This is a genomic window from Cyclobacterium lianum (genome assembly GCF_900143075.1).
GTDB classification, from domain to species: Bacteria; Bacteroidota; Bacteroidia; order Cytophagales; family Cyclobacteriaceae; genus Cyclobacterium; species Cyclobacterium lianum.
This window is the reverse complement of the sequence record NZ_FRCY01000018.1, coordinates 35801-59715: the sequence shown is the minus strand read 5'-3', so window position 1 is coordinate 59715 and position 23915 is coordinate 35801. Positions and strand designations below refer to the sequence as shown.

Sequence of the window (23915 nt, the reverse complement as noted above, 5' to 3'; positions counted from 1 at the left end):
ACCAATAACGATGGATTTTTTTTAAATTGATACCTAAATATTTTCTGCTCATTTACATGATTCACCTTTTAACCAAATACTATGAAAACTGCAGGTATTATTTTATTGATTTTAGGAGTTATTGGCACCATCGTGTTTGGCCTCCAGGCCATGCAGGATTCAGAAAGTTTCAGCTTATTGGGGCTTGATATAGCAGTAAGTTCAGCCAATTGGACGCCGGTGATTATCAGTGTCATCCTTCTTGTGATCGGCTTGGTTTTGAGCAGCAGGGGAAAAAAATAAAAAAGAGAACCCCCTGGTAGCGAATGGGATGGGGGGGTGATGTATATTTTGCCTGGCATTAGTGCCTCACAGACCCCCATGTCCGGTTATCTCCACCGATATCCCCTCGTTTTCTGATAGAACCAATAAGGCTATTTGAAACGCTATACAATGTTATTACCCATGGGAAGGGATCGTTACCAGACCTGACAGATAGGAACCAGAAGGTTCGTAATTTCGATCCGGAATGACATATGTTGTGAAAACACCAAATCATTTTAGCGTGAAACAGATCGTGAAGAGTGCCTGACCCAGTGGGATGACGATACTGTAGGGGAGATCTCACCGGAAATCAAGAAAAAACCACTTACACATGCAATTTCAAAACAAGTTTTTAGGTCTGCTCATCGGAAAACTGATCATTTTTCTGCTGGCTCCAATGGTCGTTTTTCCGCAAGCGGCCGAAATGGCCGACCGTAATTTTATCCTACTGGACGGAGAAATCATGCGAAAAGCCAGAAATAAGCTGGTGTTTGGAGCTCAGAAGGAGGTAGCACCGGAAATGCAGGTACTTCTCCGACAAGCTGATCAGAAGCTCGAAGAAGGCCCATTTTCAGTTACCCACAAAATACAATTGCCACCCAGCGGGGACATCCATGATTATACCAGCATGGGACCTTACTGGTGGCCTGACCCGGAAAAGGATGATGGGCTTCCCTACATTCGCAGAGATGGAGAAATCAATCCGGAATATTACGATTATAAGGACAAAGAGGAACTCGGAAAACTGATGGATGCCCTGAGGACTTTAAGTCAAGCTTATTATTTTTCAGCAGAAGAAGCCTACGCCGAACACGCCATCGAGTTGCTCCGTGCCTGGTTTTTAGATTCCGGGACCAAAATGAACCCTAACCTGAACTATGCGCAGCGAATACCGGGAAGGACGGAAGGCAGGGGCATAGGGATCATCGATACCCGCTCCTTTTCGGAGTTGCCGGATATGCTTTACCTGCTTTCGGGTTCAGCACATTGGAATGCAGCAATTGAAAATGGAATGGAGAAATGGATTGCCCAATACCTGGATTGGCTAATCAATAGTGAACATGGAAAGGATGAAGCGGTACACGGGAATAACCATACCACCTGGTATTTCGCCCAGGCGATTCCACTGGCCCTTTATGTAGACCTGCAGGCAACAGCGGACAGCCTGGCCCGGGCTGGGCTTCCTTTGATACTGGACGAAATGATCGAGGCGGACGGATCTCAACCCAAAGAATTGGCCCGTACCCGTTCCTGGGATTACAGTGCCATGAACTTGTTGGGTATCATGAGCTACGCCAAAGCAAGCCTCCATACCGGTTTGAATCTTTGGAACTATGAAAATCCCAAGGGAGGGAGTATCCGTAGGGCACTGGATTTTATGGTTCCCTATCTTGATTCCGAAAAGACCTGGCCCCATCAACAGATCCATAAGAAGAATGATGCCCGCCTGGCATTGCCACTAGCTATTGCATCCAGGGTATACCAGTACAAACCCTACAAGCGCCTTGCGGAGCAGATAAGCGATGGGGAGGCTGATTTTCTGTATTGGAATCTTCTGGAATATAAGGATTTGCGTGAATGATCAACCGGTATGTTTTAATCCACTGGCCAAAGCAGTAGTGATTTTGAGCAGGCGGGTCAGCAAGGGGGACTCCATGTCTTTGGACGTTCTCCAGTTGCGTAGATTCTTCAACTGCAACTGGTGCAAGCCATGGAGTGCATTCCTGCGCCGTGCGATCCCATCCAGCAAACCTGCTCGTCTTTTTTCCCGTTCCTTGCCCAGGATACTACCGATGTGATCGAGGGCAAGTTTGCGCTCTTCCATGATACTTTTGGTAAACTTCACGCCTACTTCCCTGTTTTCTACCAGGCCGGCATATTGGTTCATGATTTCTTCATCAGCATTTAATAAATTCGTCTCTACCTGGATCAATACATACCGTAGAAGAGGCCAGGTAGAAGCTTGTGCCTGGATCTTACTATAGTCCTCGGGATGCTTTCTTTTCATCTGATCGAGTGCCGCCCCTATGCCGTACCAGCCGGTAAGATTAAACCTGGATTGGCTCCAGCTAAAAACCCAGGGAATGGCCCGTAGGTCATCCAGGGACCGCTCACCGGTCCTTCTCGATGGGCGTGATCCAATCTTACTCAGTTCCAATATATCGATAGGCGTGGCCTGACCGTAAAATTCCAAAAATTCAGGATGGCCAACCAGCTTTTGGTAATGCTGCCGGGCGATGCTTGCCATCAATTCCAGGCTTGTCAATGGGTAGGAGATTCCCTTTTCCGGGAAAAGCGAAAAGGACGTTTGGAGTGCGGCTCCGGAAAACAACATTTCCAGATTATAGGCAGCGGTGAGCATATTGGCAAATTGCTGGGCAATCGTCTCGCCCTGCACGGTAATCTTGAGGGAACCCTGCAAGCTTCCCGCGGGCATGCTCTCCAGAAACCGATGGTATTTGCCGCCTCCGCGACTGATGGTTCCACCTATACCATGGAAAAAACGAAGTTTAATGTGGTGTTTGCCGGCTGTTTGCGTTAATTTTTGTTCGGCTTGAAAAATATTCCACCTGCTTGCGACGATACCTCCGTCTTTGTTGCTATCGCTATAGCCCAGCATGACTTCCTGCAAGCCGGATGTATTGGGATACGCAGGATGCGACAAAAATGTCTCCAGGATGCGGCTTGAATGCTGAAGATCTTCGATCGTTTCAAAAAGGGGTACGACCTGAAAATCCCTTCCTTCCAATCCGGCCTCCCGTAAAAACAAATATACTACCAGAAGATCGCTCAGGCTTCTGGTCATGCTGACAATAAAGGAGCCAATGCCTTCGGCACCGAATTGGTCAATATGGTTCCTTACTGCCTGAAAACAAGCCAAAACCTTATCGGCCTCCGGACCAAAAGATTTACCGGGGTAGGCAAACGGTCTCTTGCTTTCTAATTCTTTGCTTATAAATTGGATTTTTTCTTCCTCAGACCATTCGGAATAGGGCGCGAGATCCGCAAAGGTTCCCGCAATGATCTGTTCCATGGCCTTTTCATGAAAGCTGCTGTTTTGGCGGATATCCAAACGTGCCAGGTGAAAACCAAAGCTTTTTACCTGTCTTTCGAGCGGTAGGATAAACTGGCTGACTATATGATCTGCATCGATATCCAATAGGCTTTTGCGCAATACATGCAGGTCTGCACGCAGATCAGATGCTGAGCTATAGATGGATTTATCCCTGGCATTTTGGAAGGTATTTTTTGCCTGGAGCAGTATAAGATTGATAAATTGTCGCCAGGGTTCCATAGGATTCCGGGAAAGTGCAGCATCGCTTTCCGGCCCGATAAGTTTTGCCTTTTCCTGTATTTTTTCTTTAAAAAATTCGGGTACGGTGTTTCTTATGGCAGAAAAGCTCATTCTTGATCCCAACAACTCAAGATTTTCCAACACCAGAGAAAGTGCAGCTTTTCTATGCTCCAGCAAGGTGTTTTCTGTAAGCGCAGCACTAACGTAGGGGTGTCCGTCACGGTCTCCACCCACCCAGCTTCCCAACTGGAAATCCGGAAAGGCATCTGCATCGGCAAACACCGAAGGGTCAAAACCCATCGCAGCCCAGCTATCCATCAATTGCTGATCAGCTTTAAGCAATGCTTTCGGAAATACTTTTGTAAAATAATGCATGACATTATTTCTTTCCATCTCCAGCGTTGGTTTTTCCAGATATACCTCACCGGTTCGCCACCAGCGTTCCAGCAGGGCAATGATTTCCCTTTTCAATCCGGACCTTTCAAATTTTGAATAGGCATTGTTTTCCAATTTGACCAGGTTCAGGTAGATTTCCCGGTGCAGCTCCAGAATGGATTTTCTTTTGGCCTCGGTAGGGTGTGCCGTCAATACCGGATATACTTGCACCTGACGGATGGCGGTTGCCATTTCATTGCTTGTCAATCCTTGGGCTTGCCAGCGCTGTAGGGTCTCACCCCAGGATCCTCTTATGGCAGCAAGACCGTGTTCATTTATCTCTCTCCGGCGTATCTGAACCCCGGCGTTTTCTTCTACCAGGTTCATCAGTTGAAGGTAAATACTGAGTACCTGTATGTGTTTTTCTTCAAAATCTCCGGCTTCCAAATCTATTTCCATCGGCTCGGTCCTTTGTATGACGGCCTTCTCCAATTCATGTTCACCAAGCTGTTGCAGTACCCTGCGAAAGCAATCGGTGAGGAATTCCATATCTTGTGTAATTTTTTCGAATAGTGGTTTGTTAGTAGTCATCGTCAATGTTAAGCTTGTTTTTCGGCCTGATGTTATAAAGATAAGCCTTCGGCACCGGGGATAAAAGTTATAGGCCATACAATGCATTCCATTTACCAAAATGGTGCAGGAGCCCTTGATAAGAAACTTGAAAGGCAGTTAGAGAAAGCGGAGACTGTAGATATCGGCATTATACTACCAGAATTAAGTATTCAAGCACTGTGAATGATATTTGGGATTCTCCTGGGAATGATAGATGTGCTGTTGAGATAATAATGGATTTATTCAATGCAGGTTATTTTAATTGGAACTAAAATTTCTATATTCAGCTATTGTTTTTTGTTTACCGAAAAAAACCATTAGATGAAGTTTCCTTCAACACCATCCATACTGATTATGGGTTGTTTCGATACCAAGGCAGCCGTTTTTTCCAGGCTACGGGACCAGATTATGGCTTGTGGCGAAAATGTTTTTTGTGTAAATGCGGGTATTATGGGTACGACCGACTTGTTTCCTGTGGATCTGGAAGCCGAAACGGTAGCGGAATATGGAGGGATGTCACTTCAGGAGCTAAGGAACAAAAAAGACAGGGGACTGGCTCTTGAGGTGATGGCCGAAGGTCTGCAGAAGATACTTTCCATCTATGACAGGCAGCAGCAATTGAAAGGAGTGATCGGTATGGGAGGCGGCGGAGGGACCTTTCTTACGCTTTCGGCAATGCAAAGTCTGCCCCTTGGTTTGCCCAAGATGTGCATTTCTACGCTTGCCAGTAAAGATGTATCTGCACTGATGAGGTACAAGGATATCGTGCTTATACCTTCTGTGGTAGATGTGGCGGGATTAAATAGTGTAATAATACCCATTATTGACCAGGCGGCAGCAGCCATAGTGGCCATGGGCCGGGTGGATGTTTTGTCAGCGATCAAGGTTCGGGGAGTCATTGCCATCAGCATGTTTGGCAATACCACAGCATGTGTCAATGAATGCACCCGGATACTGGAAAAAAAAGGATTCGAAGTTATGGCTTTTCATGCCAATGGATTGGGGGGACAAACCATGGAGGCGCTGATCAGGGAAGGTGTGTTTGATGGGGTGATCGACCTGACCACTACTGAATTGGCAGATGAACTTTGCGATGGAATCCTGAGCGCTGGTCCGGAAAGGCTGACAGCAGCGGTGGATACCAATCTGCCACTGATAATTGCTCCGGGATGTCTGGATATGGTCAACTTTGGCCCACGACCATCTGTACCGGATAAATTCAAGCACAGGAAGTTTTATCAATGGGCGCCGGATGTGACCCTCATGCGGACCAATGAGGAGGAAAACCGGGAACTGGCAAAGCGAATTGCAAGAAAACTTAACAAGAGCAGGGACAAATCAAAGATCAGGGTGATGATCCCGCTGCATGGGTTTTCGCAACTGGATGCTCCGGATAATATTTTTTATAACAGGAAAATGACGACCGCATTTCAGGATTCCCTTTCCGGACACCTGAAAAAAGATATTCGTATAATAACAACCGCTGCCCATATCAATGATCCGATTTTTGCCGAAATGCTCGTTGAGGAGCTTTTGGGTATTATGGAAAGGGATTGCCTCTGACTAAATGTCTTGCCAGGATTTAAAATACCTCTTCCCAGGTTTTATGCTTGGGAAGAATTTTTCATTTCATCAATAGGCCAATGGATCAGGCCGCATTTGGAAATGGTACACCTTACTGGTGGTGCCCTTTCCGCCTTCCATATGAAATGGAGCCCGGGTACTGATAGTAGCCCATATCCCTCTTCCTTTCCATCCTGTATCGGGATCATCGATGCGGCCATCCATCCACTTGGTATAAAATCCCATCGGATAGGGTACCCGCAGCACGATCCATTCTCCGTCTTTCAATACCAGCAATCCTTCCGATTCGTTTCCGGTGTTGATCGGAATGTTTTCGCCCAGGCCTAAGGTGTTGAATTGATCCACCCAGGTATAATAGCTGGATTCGGCACTTCCCGGATAGTCTACACCTTTCATTTGGGGAAGAGGTTCCGGATAAAAGGTCCAGCCTTCAGGGCAATGCTGTCCGGTAGCATCCGGTCCATTTAGCGGGCCGCTACACTTACTCCTGTCAAAGCTGGCCATATGGCCGCTGGCAAGAGCAACCCAGGCTACCCCATTTCGGTCGATATCCATTCCCCTTGGCGACCATCCTTCCAAGGGTTCCCCCGCCTCATCCAATGGCAATTCGTAATATTCGGTTATTGCTGTTTCAGATGGATTGTCGCCTGGATCTATCCGTACAACTGCTCCCGGATATCCGAGAGAAGAACCCCATACTGAACCATCTGCTGCCGGTGCCACCGCATAAAGGCCGTTGGTGATCCGTTTGTCTTTTTTCGGATCTACAGGTTCACCCGGCTCCACATAATCATCCCTTTTCCCATTCCCATTGGTATCGAGAATGAGCGGAGTCCAACCTTGTGAAGAGATTTCATCTCCCGTTTCAAGATATTTTTTGGTGTCGAGCCATCCTACCACCTGTCCACCACCGCTGGTCCAGAGGGTATTGGTTTCGTCTTCAGCAAACATCAGGTGATGGGTACTGAATCCCGTGCTGATATGTTCGTAGGTTTGGGTTTCGGGATCATATACACCCAGGTGCCGGCTGGCTCTGTTTAATGGAAAAACCTGGGCCGAAGGATGCGCCGAACCCGCTCTAAATTCCTCAGGATTGTCAAAAGGTCTTACCGCGGCAGTAATCCATACCCTCCCTTCTTCATCCAGCATGGGGTTGTGCACATTCGCTTTGCTGTTCCAGATGGCTTCTTCCCCCCAATAGGGTGAAGCCGCCGGCATTTCCGGTCCTGAAGCTACCGGAGTATTTGGGTCCCGCACGGTGAGTGGTACCCGCGAGGTAGTATGGTTGACGGGATCCAGTACGGGTAGGTAGTCTGCGCTGGCTTCCAGCGCACCATATATCAGCCCATTGGCGTTGACAGTTGGGTTTCTTCGGTCTGTGGAGACCAGGTCATGCAAATAAGCCTTGGGATCTGCCCAGTCCCACTGGGTGATCACTACATTTCTTTCCAGGCCTTGAGGTCGCTCCGGCATTTCGGGCGTTTCCCCTGCCGCTATTCGATCGGTCCAGTCGGCAAACATTTTCAAAAATCCTTCTTTTCCCAATTGGTGGAGAGAAGAGGTCATACTGCCGCCTGCCTGCCCCGATTGCAGCCGCCTTTCCCAGGCAGCCGCTGAACTTTCAATTTCTCTGAAACTTGGGTGAAATTCACGGGTACCTTTGCTGCCCAGTTGATGGCATGCCAGGCAATTGCCATTTTTTATGTTTCTCAAATACTGAGCCTGATTGGTAATATCGGGAGATATGCCATTGCCGTCTGGTCCGGTGCCCGGAAAATTACTTGCATCAGGAACTTCCAAAAGGGAAAACCAATAGCCGGCCGGATAATATTCAGCGGCTTCTTCAGGTCCCGACGCTGCGACAGCTTCCAGATCCAGAGATTGGCCCGGCCGGGCTTTTTCTTTGGGAGAATCCACCAGCCCATAGCCCCTCACCCAAACATCAAAGTCTGCATCCGGTAGGTTCGGGATCAGGTACCGGCCCTCATCGTCCGTGACAACAATTTTGGCGTAGCGGGTGGGGAGTTCGTGGGTTTCGGCAATAACCCAGACACCAGCCTCCGGCCCGTCTGGCCCGCTGACCACACCGGAAATGTCCATTTCGCCCCTGGGGACGCTCTTTTTTTCGCCCTGGCAAGCAACCAGCCCAAGGAACAGGAAAAGCGCAATAACTTGCAGTAGGGTTATGAAATTCAGGTGATTGAAAATTCTTTCTTTTGGGTCCATGGTCATAGTAGGGTTAAAATACGGTGGAAATGATCTGAAAGGAAATATTTTATAAGTTAATCAATTTTAAAAAACCAAGCAAAAAATGAAAAAAATAGATCTTTTAAACTGTCCGCTTCTTTGAATCCATCCTGCTTTTGAGGTATCTTGCTTTTTTATTTATAAAATTAAACTTTAGTTCAATATGCCTAACCCCTGGACAGGAAAGGGCAATCCCTATACACGAGCGGAAGTAAGGGATCGCCTATGGAAGACCATCAATCAAAATCATGCTGTCATTGCTGCCGGAGCGGGCACCGGGATCAGCGCTAAATTTATCGAAAAGGGTGGTGCTGACCTGATCATTATCTACAATTCCGGCAGATTCCGCATGTCTGGGCATGGCTCTACTGCCGGTTTAATGGCCTATGGTGACGCCAATGCTGTGGCCATGGAGATCGGAGAATATGAAGTATTGCCGGTCGTGGAAGATACCCCCGTAATATGTGGTGTCCATGGTTCTGACCCCAGACGACGTATCTGGCACCACTTGCTGAAAGTCCGGGATATGGGCTTTTCTGGCATCAACAACTTTCCCACCCATTCTATTGTCGATGGGCAGTTCAGGCAGGTTTTGGAAGAGACAGGTATGGGCTTTGAAAAAGAGGTCGAAATGGTAAGTATTGCCAACAAAATGGAGCTTTTTTCCATTGTTTATGTGGCCAGGCCTGAGGAAGCTGTCGAAATGGTAAAGGCCGGCGCTGATGCGATCATTTCCCATGTGGGTACCACGGTAGGGGGCTCTGTGGGAGTGAAAGGTGCTTCCTGCACCATGGATGATGCGATTTCCCGGACCCAGGCCATTGTCGATGCTTGCAAAGGGCTGAATGAGGACCTTATTTTTCTTGCCCATGGCGGGCCAGTCAATACGCCGGAAGATGTCAGGCAGGTTTTGGCTCATACGCAGTGTCATGGTTTTGTAGGAGCCTCGTCTCTTGAACGGATGGGTGTGGAACAATCCCTTTTGGACCTCACCCGCTCCTTTAAAAAAATCCGGCTGGATCAGTAACATTTGTTTTGATAGGCGTTTCTATTCCACGTGAAAGACCACAAAAACAGACTGATTGAGGACTTGCTTCGGCTTGGTTTAAGCGGTGGGGATCACCTTTTGGTGCACGCCTCATTAAATGCGGTAGGAAGATTTCGGGACCGGGCTGGTATCTTGGTGGCTGCCTTGACGGAAGTTCTGGGGAGCTCAGGCACATTGTTGATGCCCTGTCTTTCCTACAAAACTGTCACGCAAGATCATCCCGATTTTGATGTATCAGCAACACCTTCCTGCGTAGGAGGGCTTGCCGAATACTTTCGTACTTGTGAGGGAGTAGACAGAAGTCTGCACCCTACCCATTCTGTCTCCGCACGCGGTCGTCTTTCAGTCTTCTTTCTGGCGGAACACTGGAAGGACAGCACGCCCTGCGGCACACATTCGCCTTTTGCCAGATTGCCGGAAGTGCAGGGTAAAGTCATGTTTCTCGGCTGCGGAAGCAGGCCAAATACTTCCATGCATGCGATCGAGGAAAAAGTAATACCTCCCTACCTGTTTGGTAGTCGGGTCCGTTACCAGCTCAGATTGAAGGACGGAAGCCGGATGCAAAAAATCTATCTTGCTCATGGGTTTAAGAATTATGAGCAGAGATATGATAGACTACTCTCACTCATGGATCCAGGTGCCTGCAGAAGGGGGAAGGTGCTGGATGCAGATACCCTGGTATTGGATAGCAGGGAAATGTGGGCAAAAGGGTTCCGCCAGCTAAAGGAAAATCCATTTTTCTTTGTGGATCAAATGTAACCCTTTGAGGAGATCATTTGAGAGTGCGGGTTACAGAAATTAGTAGGTTAGCGGTAGTAATGCAAACAGAAGATTATCATGTACAGATAGAAAATTTTGAAAATATGGTTCAACTTTTACTCGATTTCCCTAATTTCAAAAATTAAAATTCCCGGTAATGCCCGAAAAAGATCATTCATATTGAAATAGCCCGAAAACCGCCTGCCAAAATGAATACATTTTTAAGTTGCGATTGGGGAACGAGTTCCTTCAGGCTCCGTCTGGTCAGCAGGACCGGTGGACATGTGCTGCAGGAGTATACCTCACCTGATGGGGTCCAGCAGATTTACAACGCGTATCAGCAGGAATTGCAGTCTTCCGATAGAGAATCGTATTTCTTTGCGTTTTTAAACAACAAAATAAGTGCATTCTCTATGCAAACGGATATTGATCTGGATGGATTGTTACTGGTCTGCTCGGGGATGGCTTCGTCTTCGATAGGAATTAAATCCTTAGCCTATGCCGGTTTGCCTTTTAGTTGTTCAGGCAGGGATGTTGTTTTTCATTTTTTTAAGCCTTCTGCGAATTTCGGACATCCCTTGCTTTTGGTCTCCGGGGTTCGGGCAGAGGAAGACGTGATGCGGGGAGAGGAGACCCAATTGATAGGTGTAATGGCCAAAATAAAAGATGTTAAGGGCAATGGAATGTTTATTTTTCCGGGCACCCATTCCAAGCATGTTGCTGTTCAAAACCAGAAAATATCAAATTTTCAGACATTTATGACCGGTGAGGTATACAGTTTGATGTCCCGCGCCAGCATATTGTCAAAAAGTGTTTCAAGCTCCGATTCGCAGGGTCCTGAAATGGAAAAAGCCTTTGAACAAGGTGTCGCTGACGGAGCAGAGCAGAATTTGTTGTCTGCGTTTTTTAAGGTTAGGGCAAAGGACTTGTTTGGCAAATTCAATAAGTTTGAGAACTCACAATATTTAAGCGGTTTGTTGATTGGAAACGAACTGGGTAATTTGGCAGATGAATCAGGTAACAGTGTATTCCTTTGTTCAGATGCCCGGCTTTCCGGGTATTATTCGAAGGCTTTGCAGATATTGGATATTCCTTCAACGGTACTTTCTCCGGAACTCCTCAGGTATGCCGCTGTTTACGGGCAAATAGAAATAATCAATCAAATAGAAATGCATGAGAAAGACATTTTCCTGGGATGCCTTTGAGAAGGCACCCATTGTATCCATTTTCAGAAACCTGGACAGCCGGGATTTGATGCAAGTGGCTTCCTGTTTTCGGGAAGCAGGACTTTCAACCATGGAGATTACGCTAAATTCTGTCAATGCCACGGAAGATATTGCCCGTCTGGTTGAATCATTTGGTGAGGATCTGAATATAGGAGCCGGCACTGTGTGTGACCTGAATGGCATGCACCGGGCCCTGGATGCCGGAGCGCAATTTATAGTAACACCTATTTCCGACATAGACGTGATCAATTTTTGCGTAGCACAAAAGATCCCGGTATTTCCCGGAGCTTTTACACCTACTGAAATCTATAAATCCTGGCAGATGGGAGCGACCATGGTGAAGGTTTTTCCATCGGGATCTGTGGGACCGGAATACATCAGGGACATACAGGCTCCGCTGAATGAAATCAAATTAATGCCTACCGGAGGAGTAAATCAAGATAACATTAGGGCGTATTTTGAAGCAGGTGCCCATGCAGTGGGCGTAGGCAGTGCGCTCGTACCCAACAAATATCTTAATACCCAGGACTGGGAAGGGCTGACCAAACACCTGAAAGCCTTTCTCGGCGCCTATCAGCAGTACGCTACTGATCAGAAATCCTGATTCAGCAAAAAATTCAAATTATTATTGACCGCATTACCCAAGATACCTATGGATCCGACCATCTACCTTTTGACCATTACCATACTTTCCATTTTGCTCTTGTTGGTTTTGGTAATGAAATTAAAAGTTCATGCCTTTATCTCTTTGCTTCTGGCGAGCGTTTTTGTAGGCCTGGCTGCAGGCATGCCGTTTATGGAGTTGATAGGCAGCTTGCAAAAGGGGATGGGAGATATACTGGGTTTTATCACCATCGTGGTCGGGCTGGGTGCTATCCTGGGCAAGTTGCTTGAAGTATCCGGAGGGGCACAGACCATGGCACATTTTTTAATCCGGGGATTTGGAGAAAAGCGTACCTCCTGGGCGCTGATGCTTACAGGATTTATAGTTTCCATTCCGGTTTTTCTGGATGTAGGCTTCATCATCTTGATTCCCCTTGTGTATGCCCTTGCGCATAAGGCCGGTAAGTCGCTGCTTCATTTTGCGGTGCCGCTTTTGGCAGGGATGGCGGTGACCCATGCATTTATCCCTCCAACACCCGGGCCGGTGGCAGTAGCTGAAATCATCAATGCGCCTCTGGGATGGATGATCCTCTTTGGCGTTCTGGTAGGTCTTCCCTGTGCCATCCTTGCCGGACCGGTTTTCGGAACATTTATTTCAAAAAAGATATTCGTACCTGTACCGCAGCACATTGAATTTTCCGATGAGAAAGCAAAAAAAGCATCGAGGGCTGATTTTTTTATGATCGCCTTTATCATCATTCTGCCTTTATTCCTTATATTAATAGCCACTACTTCTGATATGCTGATGGATATGGGCTATTTCAATCCCGAAAATGCGCTCATACAATTGGCACAGTTTGTCGGTCACCCTTTTATCGCACTTACCATTGCCACCCTTCTGGCATCCTACTTTCTGGGCTTTCGAAAAGGGTTTAAGGCAAAGCAACTATTGGAGTTTTCCGATAAAGCCCTTGCGCCTGCAGGGTTGATCATTGTCATCACAGGGGCAGGAGGGATGTTTAAAGAGATCCTGGTACAAAGCGGAGCGGGAGAAGCCCTTGCAGCGGTATTTATTGCCTATAATGTTGCACCCATTATCATGGCTTATCTGATCGCCGTGATCATACGTGTGATACAGGGATCTGCTACCGTAGCCATGGTAACGGCAGCGGGCATGATAGCACCTATCATTATCGATATGGACATTTCGGATCCGCAAAAAGCATTGATCGGAATTGCGATTGCAGCCGGTTCCTGTATACTTTCCCATGTGAATGACAGTGGGTTTTGGCTGGTAAGAAAATACCTGGACATCTCCGAAAAGCAGACGCTCAAAACATGGACAGTATTGGAAACGATCATCTCACTTACTGGTTTTGTTTTGGTTTTGATCGTATCTTTGATGGTACCTTGAAAATTTTTCAATCACATTAATAAATACCCGGCAAATGAGAATTTACAGAACTACCCAGGGAATCGCCATCGAAAAGGAAAATAAGTTTTACGCTTGGAAAGATCAGGATTGGGATACGTTTGTCAACGATGACCAGCTCCATTCAAAAATTAAAGATTTTCTGGCCAATGCGGCTCCATCTGATGCAGTCCGGGAATGGACCCGCGCAGGACTGCTTGCTCCCGTGGATACTCAGGAAGTATGGGCAAGTGGAGTAACCTATTACAAGAGCAAACTGGGGCGGCAGGAGGAATCCAAAGATAGTGGCGGAGGCACTTTCTATGAAAAGGTATACCATGCGGAGCGACCTGAATTGTTTCTGAAATCCAGCGGGTCCAGGGTACGTGGACATGGGCAAACCGTGCGGATCCGAAAGGATTCTACCTGGGATGTACCCGAACCAGAGCTTACCTTGATGGTATCTTCGGGAGGTAAAATCATTGGCTACACCATAGGTAATGACATGAGTTCGAGAAGTATAGAAGGGGAAAACCCTTTGTACCTGCCCCAGGCCAAAGTTTATGACGGTAGCGCTGCCTTGGGTCCCTGTATATTAGTTACCGACGATGCCCTGCCATCAAATACCGAGATCAAGCTTGAAATTGTCCGGGATGATATTGAGGTTTTTACCGATACCATTACCATTGATCAGATTAAAAGAGATTTTAATCAATTGGTAGAATTTCTGTATCGGGAATATTCGTTTCCCAGCGGAGCGTTTTTAATGACAGGGACAGGCATTGTACCGGACCAATCTTTTACCCTGCAGTCTGGTGATGTGATCAAAATTCATATCGATCAAATCGGTTCGCTGATCAATACTGTGGCCTGAATTTGTCTGGTTTATCCCAGGGATGGGTAATCTCTTGCTATTGGGGAGGTTAGCGGCTTTTTTTGTAGGCCAGCAGGAATGCGCCATGTTTTTGTCCCAAAATTTTAAACCGTTTAGAGTCAAGCAAGTCAATTATTTTACGTAATTTTGAATCCCATAAGAATATAAACAAAATATCATATAAGCGTTCTTATGGGTTCACCTACTAAACACATCTTTATAACAGGAGGGGTTACTTCTTCACTTGGAAAAGGTATTATTGCTGCTTCCCTGGCCAAACTTTTGCAATCCAGGGGAATTTCTGTTACCATACAAAAATTTGATCCCTACCTGAATATAGATCCGGGCACGCTGAATCCCTATGAGCATGGTGAATGCTATGTCACTGAAGATGGGGCCGAAACAGACCTTGATCTTGGACACTATGAGCGTTTTTTAAATAATACTACCTCGCAGGACAACAATGTCACCACCGGAAGGATATACAACAATGTAATCACAAAAGAGCGGAAGGGAGAGTATCTCGGCAAAACCGTTCAGGTAGTGCCCCATATCACAGATGAAATCAAGAACAATTTTTACAAGCTAGGACGGGACGGCAAGTATGAAGTGATCATCACCGAAATTGGAGGCTGTGTAGGAGATATAGAATCGCTCCCCTTTGTGGAATCCGTCCGGCAGGCACGCTGGGATTTGGGTCCAAACAATTTTCTGGTGATACACCTGACGCTGATACCCTATCTTTCGGCGGCCAAAGAGCTTAAAACCAAGCCCACTCAGCATTCCGTAAAGCAATTGCTGGAAGCAGGTGTGCAGCCGGATATTCTGGTATGCAGGACTGAGCACCATTTGCCGGCTGATGTAAAAAAGAAGATTGCGCTATTCTGCAATGTGCAGTTAAACTGTGTCATTGAAGCCATGGACGCGGATTCCATTTATGATGTTCCCCTCCTGATGAAGAAGGAACGTCTGGATGAGCGGGTCATGAGCAAATTAAAGATCTCCTCCAAATCCAACACCGAATTGGAGCAATGGAAGGAGTTTCTGGGCAAACTGAAAAATCCCACGATTGAGGTAGATGTGGCATTGGTGGGCAAATATGTATCCCTGCCTGACGCATATAAATCCATTATCGAATCCTTTATTCATGCCGGAACCTCCCTGGAGTGTAAGGTCAATCTCCATCTGGTATCATCAGAAGAGTTGAATAAAGACAATGTGGACAAGAAAATGCAGGACATGGACGGCGTGCTGGTAGCACCCGGCTTTGGTATCAGAGGCCTTGAAGGCAAACTTGAAGCCGCCAAATTTGCCAGGATCAACGAAATCCCCTATTTCGGCATTTGCCTCGGCATGCAGGTAGCGGTAATTGAATTTGCCAAAAATGTGGTAGGATTAAAAGAGGCTTCTTCAACAGAAATCAATCCGGACTGCAAGGATCCCGTTATATTCTTAATGGAAGGACAAAAGGACATTACACAGATGGGAGGGACCATGCGGCTGGGATCCTATCCCTGTGAATTGCTTAAAGGAAGCCGGGCATTTACCGCCTATGGAAAACAAAAAATAACGGAACGGCACAGGCACCGATATGAGTTTAATAACAAATATCTGAAGGATTTTGAAGCACATGGCATGATCGCCTCCGGTAAAAATCCGGAAAAGGGACTGGTCGAGATCATTGAAATCAAAGACCATCCCTGGTTTGTAGGCACCCAATTTCATCCGGAGTACAAAAGTACGGTTTTGAGTCCCCACCCTTTGTTTGTCCGATTCATCAGATCGATGATCGATAAGAAACAAAATAGATCATAAGAAAAATCAAATAAAAAAGCAGGTTACTGAAACCTGTGCATAAATGTTTACAATATGGATAGAAATCAAGCGACAGGACTAATTCTTTTCGCCGCGGTAATATTGGTTTACTCACTTTTTTTCGCAAGTGAGCCCCAGCCGGTATCTGAGCCATCCCGGGACAGTACCACACAGGTACAGTCGAAAGCTGATGACGACGACAATCTGGATCAGGGGGATACTGATGTCTTGAGAGATAGTATAAGGAAAGAACAAACCCGGCAAAGGTTTGGTGACTTTTCCAGTCTGCTCGAGGGGGATGAACAAAACTATGTTCTGGAGAATGAAAATCTCAGGATAGTGCTCTCCAATAAGGGGGGAGAAATTCAGCAAGTAGAGCTAAAGAATTTTAAAACCTACGACCAACAACCATTGATCTTATTTGATCAGGAATACGGAGAACTGGAATATGAGATCAACTCCAGACAGGGGAAGATCAGCTTAAATGACCTGTTCTTCTCGGTGGAAGAGGACAGAACTGAAGTAGATGGTGTACCTGTTCAGCAATTGACTTTTACGGCCAATGTCGGATCCGGATCCCTTTCAAGGACCTATTCTCTGGCAGGTAGCGGATATGAGCTGGACCATGTGCTGCAGCGTTCGGGACTAGATGACCTGGTTGCGGATGACCTGCTTACCGTAAACTGGAGCAGTGAACTCAAAAAGCTGGAAGAAGATATGGAGGAGTCCAGGAGGAAAACCTACATGAATTTCTTTACCCTGGATGAAGATTACGACTACCTCACCACCGGAGATTCGGAGGATGCCCAGCAAGTCGGGGAGCCTCTGAAATGGGTGGCATTCAAACAACGGTTTTTCACTTCAGGGATCATTGCCAGGAATCAAATCAACGGAGCCAACCTTGCTCAGGAGACACCCTTGGACGCCTCGGCGGTAAAACACATGTACGCGACCCTTTCGCTTCCGGTAAACGAGGAGGTAGCCTATTATTTTGGGCCCAACAACTACAAAATCCTCAAACAGGTCGCCCCTGAGTTTGACAAAAACGTGGACATGGGCTATGTGCTGGTAAGCTGGGTAAACAAATACATCATCGTCAATCTTTTCCATTGGCTGGAGAATTTTTTCGATAACTATGGGGTCATCATTATTTTGATTGTGTTTATCATCAAACTGTTTTTACTGCCATTGACCTATAAATCGTACATAGGGATGGCAAAGATGAGGGTGATCAAACCGGAGATAGACGAACTGAAGGAGAAATACGGTGAAGACCAAACCAAAATGCAGCAGGAGCAAATGAAGCTCTTTTCACAACTGGGTGTGAGTCCCATCTCGGGCTGCCTGCCAATGGTTTTGCAAATGCCATTTCTTCTGGCCATGTTTTTCTTCTTCCCCAATTCTATCGAGTTGCGGCAGGAATCGTTTCTCTGGGCACATGACCTGTCTACCTATGATTCCATCCTGAACCTGCCCTTTACCATTCCATTTTATGGTTCACATGTCAGTCTGTTTACCCTGCTCATGACGCTTTCACAGATTGCGTATACGCATTTTAACAACCAACTGACCACAGCACAGGGCCCCATGAAAAACATAGGCTACATCATGCCTGTCGTGTTCATGTTTGTGCTCAATTCCTTCCCTGCGGCACTGAGTTTCTACTATTTTGTATCCAATATGGTAACATTTGGCCAGCAGGCCCTGATCAAGCAATTTGTAGATGACGACAAAATCAGGCAAAAAGTAGAGGAAAGCAAGGCGAAAAATGCCAATAAGAAAAAATCGAAGTTTCAAATGAGAATTGAGCAGGCCATGAAGGCTGCTGAAAATAAAAAAGCTGAACCTAAGAAAAAGAAAGGCAAACAAAAGTAAGCGGTTTAAGCAGCATTTAATGGGCATGAATCTTTTCATGCCTTTTTTTGGACCCGTTCCGGGCAAAGCGAAACAGATTCATCAGGCCTTTACCGGCTAGCCTGACTACTTATCCATAAATATCTGCCGGTTTTCCACCGATAGGTGTGGAAAAGTAGCTTCCCATAGTTCCGATTTTAATGATATATTTGTAAACCTATCAGAAAAAGGAAAATCAAATGAGTATGATTGAACTCAAATATTTTGGTCATTCCAGCTTCCTGGCCAGGATAAACGGAACCGAAATATTATTTGATCCATTTATATCACCCAATCCATTGGCTTCGGCTATCGATATAGATGCGATACAACCGAAATACATATTGATCACCCACGGGCATGAGGACCACGTAGCTGATGTGGAAAGAATTGCACAAAATAGTGCAGCCATGCTGGTGTCTAATTTTGAAATCGTCACCTGGTTTCAGGGAAAGGGCATCGAAAACGTTCATCCGATGAATCATGGAGGCAGCAAGGAGTTTGATTTCGGGAAAGTGAAATATGTAAATGCCATTCACAGCAGTACATTGCCAGATGGGTCACCTGGGGGAAACCCGGGAGGATTTGTCATCAGCTCAGAGCAGGGAAATTTTTATTTCGCGGGAGATACTGCGCTTACCTACGACATGAAGTTGATCGGTGACTCCTACGACATAGATTTTGCCGTGCTGCCGATTGGAGATAACTTTACGATGGGGATCGGGGACGCCACCAAGGCGGCAGATTTTGTGGGAACGGACAAAATTGTAGGCATGCACTACGATACCTTTCCATACATCGAGATCAATAAATCAGCAGCGATACAAATGGCTCAGGAAGCCGGGAAAGAGTTGTATTTGCCTGCCATAGGGGAAAGTATTACGCTATAAAAATAATGGGAAAAGTAATAGCTATTGCCAATCAAAAAGGGGGAGTGGGTAAAACCACCACCGCTATGAATCTGGCGGCCAGTCTGGCTGTTTTGGAGTACAAAACTCTTGTCATTGATGCAGATCCACAGGCCAATACTACTTCGGGATTAGGTTACGATCCTAAGAGCATCGATACCAGCATTTATGAATGCATGGTGAATGAAAATGACATAGAGGAGATCATCATTTCCACTGAAATAGACAACCTTGACCTCGTGCCCTCCCATATAGACCTGGTAGGCGCAGAAGTAGAAATGGTAAACCTCGAAAACAGGGAGGAAAAAATGAGGGAGGTGATCAGTGAAGTTCGGGAGCGATATGATTTTATCATTATCGACTGTTCACCCTCGCTGGGTCTGATAACCATCAATGCCCTGACTGCTTCCAACTCCGTGATCATTCCGGTACAATGTGAGTATTTTGCCCTGGAGGGTCTGGGCAAGCTATTGAATACCATAAAAATTATTCAGACCCGGCTCAACCAGGATCTGGAAATTGAGGGGATTTTGCTGACCATGTATGATGTCAGGTTAAGGCTTTCCAATCAGGTAGTAGATGAGGTCAGGATGCATTTTAAAAACATGACCTTTGAAACCATTATACCCAGGAATGTTAAATTAAGTGAATCACCTAGTTTTGGTATGCCGGTAGTGGCATTTGATGCCACAGGTAAGGGAGCCGTGGCATACCTGAACCTGGCCAACGAAATAGCTACGAAAAACGGAATGGCTAAGGTTAATTGAATACGATATAGAAAATGGCTGTCAGTAAAACAAACAAGAAAAGAGGGGCATTGGGAAAAGGACTGGGTGCCTTGCTGCAAGATTCACCCCAAAAAACGGAGCGTGGTGAAAACCATCCTATAGCAGGTATATTTGAAGTACCGCTGGACCAGATCCAGGTGAATCCGTTTCAACCGAGGACGCATTTTGACAAAACAGCACTTGAAGAACTGGCTGAATCCATTACTGTTCAGGGGATTATCCAACCGATTACCGTCAGGAAGCTGGCAGATGATGAATACCAGTTGATCTCCGGTGAGAGGAGGTATCAGGCTTCGAAGATGGCCGGTCTGGAAAAGATTCCGGCATACGTCCGTTTGGCGAATGACCAGCAGATGCTGGAAATGGCACTAATCGAGAATATCCAGCGGGAAAATCTGAACGCCCTGGAAATCGCCCATTCCTACCAGAGACTCTTGTCGGAGTGCGACCTGAAGCAGGAACAGCTCGGAGACAGGGTGGGTAAAAACCGCACGACGGTAAACAACTACCTTCGCCTGCTCAAATTGCCACCAGACATACAGGCGGGGATCAGGGATCAGAAGATCAGCATGGGACATGCCCGCGCCCTGATCAATATAGAGGATGTAGACAAGCAGCTCGCTATCTTCAAAAGAATGCTAAATGAGGAGCTGAGTGTCAGAAAAGTGGAAGCTCTGGTAAAGGATCTGAGTGAAAGTAAAGAGAAAAAGGATCCTGTATCCGGTACCAATACCGACCCGGTCAGGAAATATGAGATCAACAAACTCCAGCAGAAACTGGCTTCCCATTTTGGCACTAAAGTATCTCTGAAGGCAGACAATAAGGATAAGGGTGAAATTAAAATTCCTTTCCATTCTACCAGTGATCTGAACAGAATTTTGGAAATTCTTGAATTGATCTAAGTGAAATGCCAGATCGTCTTTAAGCCATTGCTCACAGGTGCGAAATATAAAATTTCATGTTACCTGATGTTCTTTTGCTGCATACTTTATCATCAAACGGTGAAGGCGCAGGAAAGTGATTCCCTGGTCTACGAACAGGATTCGATAATCCTGGAGGAGCCCGAAAATGTTAAAGATCCTAAAAAAGCCCTGTTTTTATCCTTATTTTTGCCGGGTGCCGGACAGGTATATAATGAAAAAGTCTGGAAATTACCTTTACTTTACGGGGGAGTAACCACCGCTGTGTATTTTTTGGGATTTAACAACCGGAGGTACCAGGAATTTTTGGTTGCTTTGGAAATCGTACGGGAAGGCAATGAGCCCAGTCCGTTTCCAAACCTGAATGAAGACGGAATAATAAGAAATGTAAATTACTGGAGAAGGAACAGAGATGCGATGTATATGGTTTTTGGTGCCATCTATGCAGTAGGTGCTGTGGATGCTTTCGTAGATGCGCACCTGTCGAGTTTTGATATCAGTGACGATTTGAGCTTGAAATTTGAACCCTCGGTAGAGCCGCTACTTGCAAATCGCAGCAGTATGGGGTTTTCTGTAAAATTAAATTTTTAAATGAATATTTTGATTTTAGGTTACGGCAAAATGGGTAAAATTATCACCCGGATAGCCGAAGAAAGGGGCCATCAGATCGTGGCCAAAATAAACATAGAGAATGTGGCAGACCTGGAGAAGCTGGATACCAGTCAGATTGATGTTGCCATTGAGTTTAGTCAACCGGATGCGGCTGTAGGTAATATGGAATGGTGCCTGAAAAAAGGTGTACCGGTCGTGGTGGGTACTACCGGATGGCTAGACCAGAAAGAGCAGGTCAGCGCACTTTGCCGGCTGAATAACGGAACCCTATTCCATGCTTCCAACTTTAGCATCGGCGTCAACATTTTCTTTAAAGTCAACGCATACCTGGCCAGGATGATGCAGGATCAGAAGGGATACAGGGCCAGCATAGAAGAGATCCACCACACTGAGAAAAAAGATGCTCCAAGCGGGACCGCGATTTCACTTGCAGAGGGCCTGATTGAGAGCAATGCCAATTATAAGAAATGGGAGCTTCAGGAGGGGAAACCGGTAGCGGAAAACACCCTTGCTGTCAGCTCCAAGAGGATTGACCCTGCTCCCGGCACCCATATCGTCCGGTATCGGTCTGAAATAGACGATATCACCATTCAGCACGAAGCCCATAGCAGAGAGGGTTTCGCATTGGGAGCTGTAAAGGTAGCGGAATGGCTTCCCGGGAAGAAGGGGATATTGTCCATGAATGATTTTTTGGACTTTTAACGTAGAAAAAATGAGTCAAGAAAAAAAGAAAAAATCTGCCGCCAGAGAATGGGTGGATGCTTTACTGTTTGCCGTTATCGCTGCAAGCCTTATTCGTTGGTTGCTATTGGAACCATTCACCATTCCTACTGCCTCCATGGAAAAATCTCTACTGGTTGGCGATTTTCTGTTTGTCAGCAAAATGCATTATGGCACCAGGGTACCCAGGACGATCCTTCAGGTTCCATTGACCCACCAGAAGGTCTGGGGAACCGATATTCCATCTTACTCAGAAGCCATACAATTACCCTATTACCGCCTTCCGGGATTCACATCGATCAAGCGAAACGACGTGGTAGTATTCAACTATCCGGAGGAATTTCAGTATCCGGTAGATTTAAAAACCAACTATATCAAACGAGCTGTTGCAGTTCCGGGGGATGTCATTGAAATCAAAGAGGCACAGATATTCGTCAATGGTGAGGCCGCCGAGACACCGGAAGAAATGCAGTTTTCCTACGATGTGATGACCAACAGGCCGTTGAATGCGGAGTTCTTCGACCGTTACGGGATCAATCCCGACAGTTATTTCCCCTTCAAGGACAATTCCGGGTATTTTGTGTTTGCTACTGATGAAATGGTGGCCGAACTGGAGAAGTCTCCGGCCATTGCCTCAGTCACCAAAAGACTAAATAAGCCGGGACAGGGGGATCCTAATATTTTTCCGGATGGGGCGTATTACAACTGGAACAAAGATAATTTTGGTCCATTGGAAATTCCGGCGGAAGGGCAGACCATCACCCTGGACGAAGACAATGTAAGGCGCTATGGATATACCATCAGGGAGTTTGAAGGCCATGAAGACATCCGGATTGATGGAAATGAACTTTTTATCAATGGAGAAAAACAGGAAACCTATACTTTCCAGCAAAATTATTATTTCATGATGGGGGACAATCGCCACGACTCCCTGGACTCCCGCTTTTGGGGCTTTGTTCCGGAAGACCATGTGGTGGGTAAAGCCTGGTTTCTATGGCTCTCTCTGGAAAAGCACAAATCCATGTTCAACAAGATCAGATGGAGCCGCTTCTTCAAATCCATTGATTAGCATGCGGTTACTTCCGCTGGAAATATGGCCTACCTCCGGTAAGGGTCGTATTTGGATTCCGCGGGGGCTCTGCTGAAGAGAGAAATTAAAAAAGTCCTTTTGCCTGTGCTGTAAAAGGGCTTTTTTAATTTACCATTGAATGGGCTCTTTCCCGTTTTCTGCCAGGTACTCATTGGTCTTGCTGAAATGCCGGCAGCCGAAAAAACCCCTATGGGCAGAGAGGGGACTCGGGTGTGGTGCATGGAGTTTGAGGTGTTTGTGCTCCGGGATTATCCCCGCTTTCTTCCGGGCATAGGCGCCCCAAAGCATAAAGGCCAGGTTATCTTTTTGGTTTGCCAGTTTCTGTACCACCACATCGGTAAATTGCTCCCAGCCTTTTTGCTGATGGCTTCCGGCCTTGTGGGCTTCTACTGTCAGCGTAGCGTTGAGCAACAATACCCCCTGTTTTGCCCATTTTTCCAAATTGCCATGGGAGGGAAGCGGGATGTCGAGGTCGCTCTTCAGTTCCTTAAAGATATTTAATAAGGAGGGAGGAAAGGAAACACCCTCCGGAACCGAGAAGGATAGCCCATGGGCCTGTCCCGGGCCATGGTACGGATCCTGGCCGAGGATGACTACCTTGACACGGTCTACCGGGCACAAGTCAAAGGCCCGGAAAATATGCTCTCCTCTGGGATATATGGTCTTATGTTGATAGGCATTCTTCACAAACTGTACAAGTTCGATGAAATAGGGTTGCGAAAACTCATCTTCCAGGAGCTGTTTCCAGGTATTTTCTATTTTGACGTTCATTTATATCGTTTCTCTTGGTATATTTGCTCTGCGAGTCAAATTTCAGTTAAGTTTCTGTATT

20 protein-coding genes are annotated in these 23915 nt (G+C 46.4%); 17 read left to right on the top strand and 3 right to left on the bottom strand.

What is annotated here, in order from left to right; translation table 11 throughout:
* Positions 1-81 precede the first annotated feature (81 nt).
* Together BUB19_RS20960 and BUB19_RS20955 are read left to right on the top strand one after the other, a co-directional pair.
* On the top strand, positions 82-282 hold the full coding sequence (locus BUB19_RS20960; protein WP_073097484.1) for a hypothetical protein: 201 nt from the start codon (positions 82-84) through the stop codon (positions 280-282).
* A gap of 352 nt (positions 283-634) precedes the next feature.
* Positions 635-1885, top strand: coding sequence for an alginate lyase family protein (locus BUB19_RS20955; protein WP_084097519.1), 1251 nt, complete (start codon positions 635-637; stop codon positions 1883-1885).
* Here the strand turns inward: BUB19_RS20955 and BUB19_RS20950 are convergent, their stop codons facing one another.
* Entirely contained in the window at positions 1886-4564 is a 2679-nt protein-coding gene (locus BUB19_RS20950) for a phosphoenolpyruvate carboxylase (RefSeq protein WP_073097482.1), read from the bottom strand.
* Positions 4565-4906: 342 nt separating this feature from the next.
* On the opposite strand from BUB19_RS20950, the gene BUB19_RS20945 reads away from it, so the two are divergent.
* Positions 4907-6148 carry a Tm-1-like ATP-binding domain-containing protein gene (locus tag BUB19_RS20945; RefSeq protein WP_073097481.1) on the top strand — a complete coding sequence of 414 codons (1242 nt, stop codon included), beginning with the start codon at positions 4907-4909 and terminating at the stop codon, positions 6146-6148.
* A 69-nt stretch (positions 6149-6217) separates the two neighbouring features.
* On the opposite strand, the gene BUB19_RS20940 is transcribed toward BUB19_RS20945, so the two are convergent.
* Positions 6218-8395: a carboxypeptidase-like regulatory domain-containing protein gene (locus tag BUB19_RS20940; protein WP_143156120.1), complete on the bottom strand. Its 2178-nt coding sequence runs from the start codon at positions 8393-8395 to the stop codon at positions 6218-6220.
* A 184-nt stretch (positions 8396-8579) separates the two neighbouring features.
* On the opposite strand from BUB19_RS20940, the gene BUB19_RS20935 reads away from it, so the two are divergent.
* The 14 genes from BUB19_RS20935 (at position 8580) to lepB (ending at position 23062) form a co-directional block, all read left to right on the top strand.
* Positions 8580-9443 (top strand): phosphoenolpyruvate hydrolase family protein, encoded by an 864-nt coding sequence (locus tag BUB19_RS20935; protein ID WP_073097477.1) that lies wholly within the window; start codon positions 8580-8582, stop codon positions 9441-9443.
* A 30-nt stretch (positions 9444-9473) separates the two neighbouring features.
* Positions 9474-10223 (top strand): AAC(3) family N-acetyltransferase, encoded by a 750-nt coding sequence (locus tag BUB19_RS20930; RefSeq protein ID WP_073097475.1) that lies wholly within the window; start codon positions 9474-9476, stop codon positions 10221-10223.
* A gap of 209 nt (positions 10224-10432) precedes the next feature.
* Positions 10433-11428: a 2-dehydro-3-deoxygalactonokinase gene (locus BUB19_RS20925; RefSeq protein ID WP_073097473.1), complete on the top strand. Its 996-nt coding sequence runs from the start codon at positions 10433-10435 to the stop codon at positions 11426-11428.
* On the top strand, positions 11397-12053 hold the full coding sequence (locus tag BUB19_RS20920) for a bifunctional 4-hydroxy-2-oxoglutarate aldolase/2-dehydro-3-deoxy-phosphogluconate aldolase (RefSeq protein ID WP_073097471.1): 657 nt from the start codon (positions 11397-11399) through the stop codon (positions 12051-12053). The genes BUB19_RS20925 and BUB19_RS20920 overlap by 32 nt, the downstream gene beginning before the upstream one ends.
* Before the next feature lie 48 nt (positions 12054-12101).
* The gene (locus BUB19_RS20915) at positions 12102-13466 is read left to right on the top strand and encodes a GntP family permease (protein WP_073097469.1); all 1365 of its coding nucleotides are present in this window, start codon (positions 12102-12104) and stop codon (positions 13464-13466) included.
* 34 nt (positions 13467-13500) lie between these two features.
* Positions 13501-14337, top strand: coding sequence for a fumarylacetoacetate hydrolase family protein (locus BUB19_RS20910; protein ID WP_073097467.1), 837 nt, complete (start codon positions 13501-13503; stop codon positions 14335-14337).
* A 192-nt stretch (positions 14338-14529) separates the two neighbouring features.
* The gene (locus tag BUB19_RS20905) at positions 14530-16152 is read left to right on the top strand and encodes a CTP synthase (RefSeq protein ID WP_073097465.1); all 1623 of its coding nucleotides are present in this window, start codon (positions 14530-14532) and stop codon (positions 16150-16152) included.
* A gap of 54 nt (positions 16153-16206) precedes the next feature.
* The gene (gene yidC, locus BUB19_RS20900) at positions 16207-18027 is read left to right on the top strand and encodes a membrane protein insertase YidC (RefSeq protein WP_073097463.1); all 1821 of its coding nucleotides are present in this window, start codon (positions 16207-16209) and stop codon (positions 18025-18027) included.
* A 224-nt stretch (positions 18028-18251) separates the two neighbouring features.
* Positions 18252-18935 carry a metal-dependent hydrolase gene (locus tag BUB19_RS20895; protein WP_073097461.1) on the top strand — a complete coding sequence of 228 codons (684 nt, stop codon included), beginning with the start codon at positions 18252-18254 and terminating at the stop codon, positions 18933-18935.
* A gap of 5 nt (positions 18936-18940) precedes the next feature.
* Entirely contained in the window at positions 18941-19720 is a 780-nt protein-coding gene (locus BUB19_RS20890) for a ParA family protein (protein ID WP_073097460.1), read from the top strand.
* Between the two features lie 14 nt (positions 19721-19734).
* Positions 19735-20643 carry a ParB/RepB/Spo0J family partition protein gene (locus BUB19_RS20885; RefSeq protein WP_073097458.1) on the top strand — a complete coding sequence of 303 codons (909 nt, stop codon included), beginning with the start codon at positions 19735-19737 and terminating at the stop codon, positions 20641-20643.
* A 99-nt stretch (positions 20644-20742) separates the two neighbouring features.
* On the top strand, positions 20743-21252 hold the full coding sequence (locus BUB19_RS20880) for a DUF5683 domain-containing protein (RefSeq protein ID WP_245802919.1): 510 nt from the start codon (positions 20743-20745) through the stop codon (positions 21250-21252).
* On the top strand, positions 21253-21975 hold the full coding sequence (gene dapB, locus BUB19_RS20875; RefSeq protein ID WP_073097454.1) for a 4-hydroxy-tetrahydrodipicolinate reductase: 723 nt from the start codon (positions 21253-21255) through the stop codon (positions 21973-21975).
* 10 nt (positions 21976-21985) lie between these two features.
* Positions 21986-23062, top strand: a complete 1077-nt coding sequence (lepB, locus tag BUB19_RS20870) for a signal peptidase I (RefSeq protein WP_073097566.1) — start codon at positions 21986-21988, stop codon at positions 23060-23062.
* A 129-nt stretch (positions 23063-23191) separates the two neighbouring features.
* Here lepB and ung read toward each other — a convergent pair whose 3' ends face one another.
* The gene (ung, locus tag BUB19_RS20865; RefSeq protein ID WP_073097452.1) at positions 23192-23854 is read right to left on the bottom strand and encodes a uracil-DNA glycosylase; all 663 of its coding nucleotides are present in this window, start codon (positions 23852-23854) and stop codon (positions 23192-23194) included.
* Positions 23855-23915: the final 61 nt, after the last annotated feature.

Bases quoted from the DNA above. Each gene is read 5' to 3' on its own strand.
- BUB19_RS20905 (WP_073097465.1), top strand. From the start codon at position 14,530: ATGGGTTCACCTACTAAACACATCTTTATAACAGGAGGGGTTACTTCT.
- ung (WP_073097452.1), bottom strand. From the start codon at position 23,854: ATGAACGTCAAAATAGAAAATACCTGGAAACAGCTCCTGGAAGATGAG.
- BUB19_RS20910 (WP_073097467.1), top strand. From the start codon at position 13,501: ATGAGAATTTACAGAACTACCCAGGGAATCGCCATCGAAAAGGAAAAT.
- BUB19_RS20890 (WP_073097460.1), top strand. From the start codon at position 18,941: ATGGGAAAAGTAATAGCTATTGCCAATCAAAAAGGGGGAGTGGGTAAA.
- BUB19_RS20895 (WP_073097461.1), top strand. From the start codon at position 18,252: ATGATTGAACTCAAATATTTTGGTCATTCCAGCTTCCTGGCCAGGATA.
- dapB (WP_073097454.1), top strand. From the start codon at position 21,253: ATGAATATTTTGATTTTAGGTTACGGCAAAATGGGTAAAATTATCACC.
- BUB19_RS20935 (WP_073097477.1), top strand. From the start codon at position 8,580: ATGCCTAACCCCTGGACAGGAAAGGGCAATCCCTATACACGAGCGGAA.
- BUB19_RS20920 (WP_073097471.1), top strand. From the start codon at position 11,397: ATGAGAAAGACATTTTCCTGGGATGCCTTTGAGAAGGCACCCATTGTA.
- BUB19_RS20915 (WP_073097469.1), top strand. From the start codon at position 12,102: ATGGATCCGACCATCTACCTTTTGACCATTACCATACTTTCCATTTTG.
- BUB19_RS20925 (WP_073097473.1), top strand. From the start codon at position 10,433: ATGAATACATTTTTAAGTTGCGATTGGGGAACGAGTTCCTTCAGGCTC.
- BUB19_RS20945 (WP_073097481.1), top strand. From the start codon at position 4,907: ATGAAGTTTCCTTCAACACCATCCATACTGATTATGGGTTGTTTCGAT.
- BUB19_RS20940 (WP_143156120.1), bottom strand. From the start codon at position 8,395: ATGGACCCAAAAGAAAGAATTTTCAATCACCTGAATTTCATAACCCTA.
- lepB (WP_073097566.1), top strand. From the start codon at position 21,986: ATGAGTCAAGAAAAAAAGAAAAAATCTGCCGCCAGAGAATGGGTGGAT.
- BUB19_RS20960 (WP_073097484.1), top strand. From the start codon at position 82: ATGAAAACTGCAGGTATTATTTTATTGATTTTAGGAGTTATTGGCACC.
- BUB19_RS20885 (WP_073097458.1), top strand. From the start codon at position 19,735: ATGGCTGTCAGTAAAACAAACAAGAAAAGAGGGGCATTGGGAAAAGGA.
- BUB19_RS20950 (WP_073097482.1), bottom strand. From the start codon at position 4,564: ATGACTACTAACAAACCACTATTCGAAAAAATTACACAAGATATGGAA.
- BUB19_RS20955 (WP_084097519.1), top strand. From the start codon at position 635: ATGCAATTTCAAAACAAGTTTTTAGGTCTGCTCATCGGAAAACTGATC.
- yidC (WP_073097463.1), top strand. From the start codon at position 16,207: ATGGATAGAAATCAAGCGACAGGACTAATTCTTTTCGCCGCGGTAATA.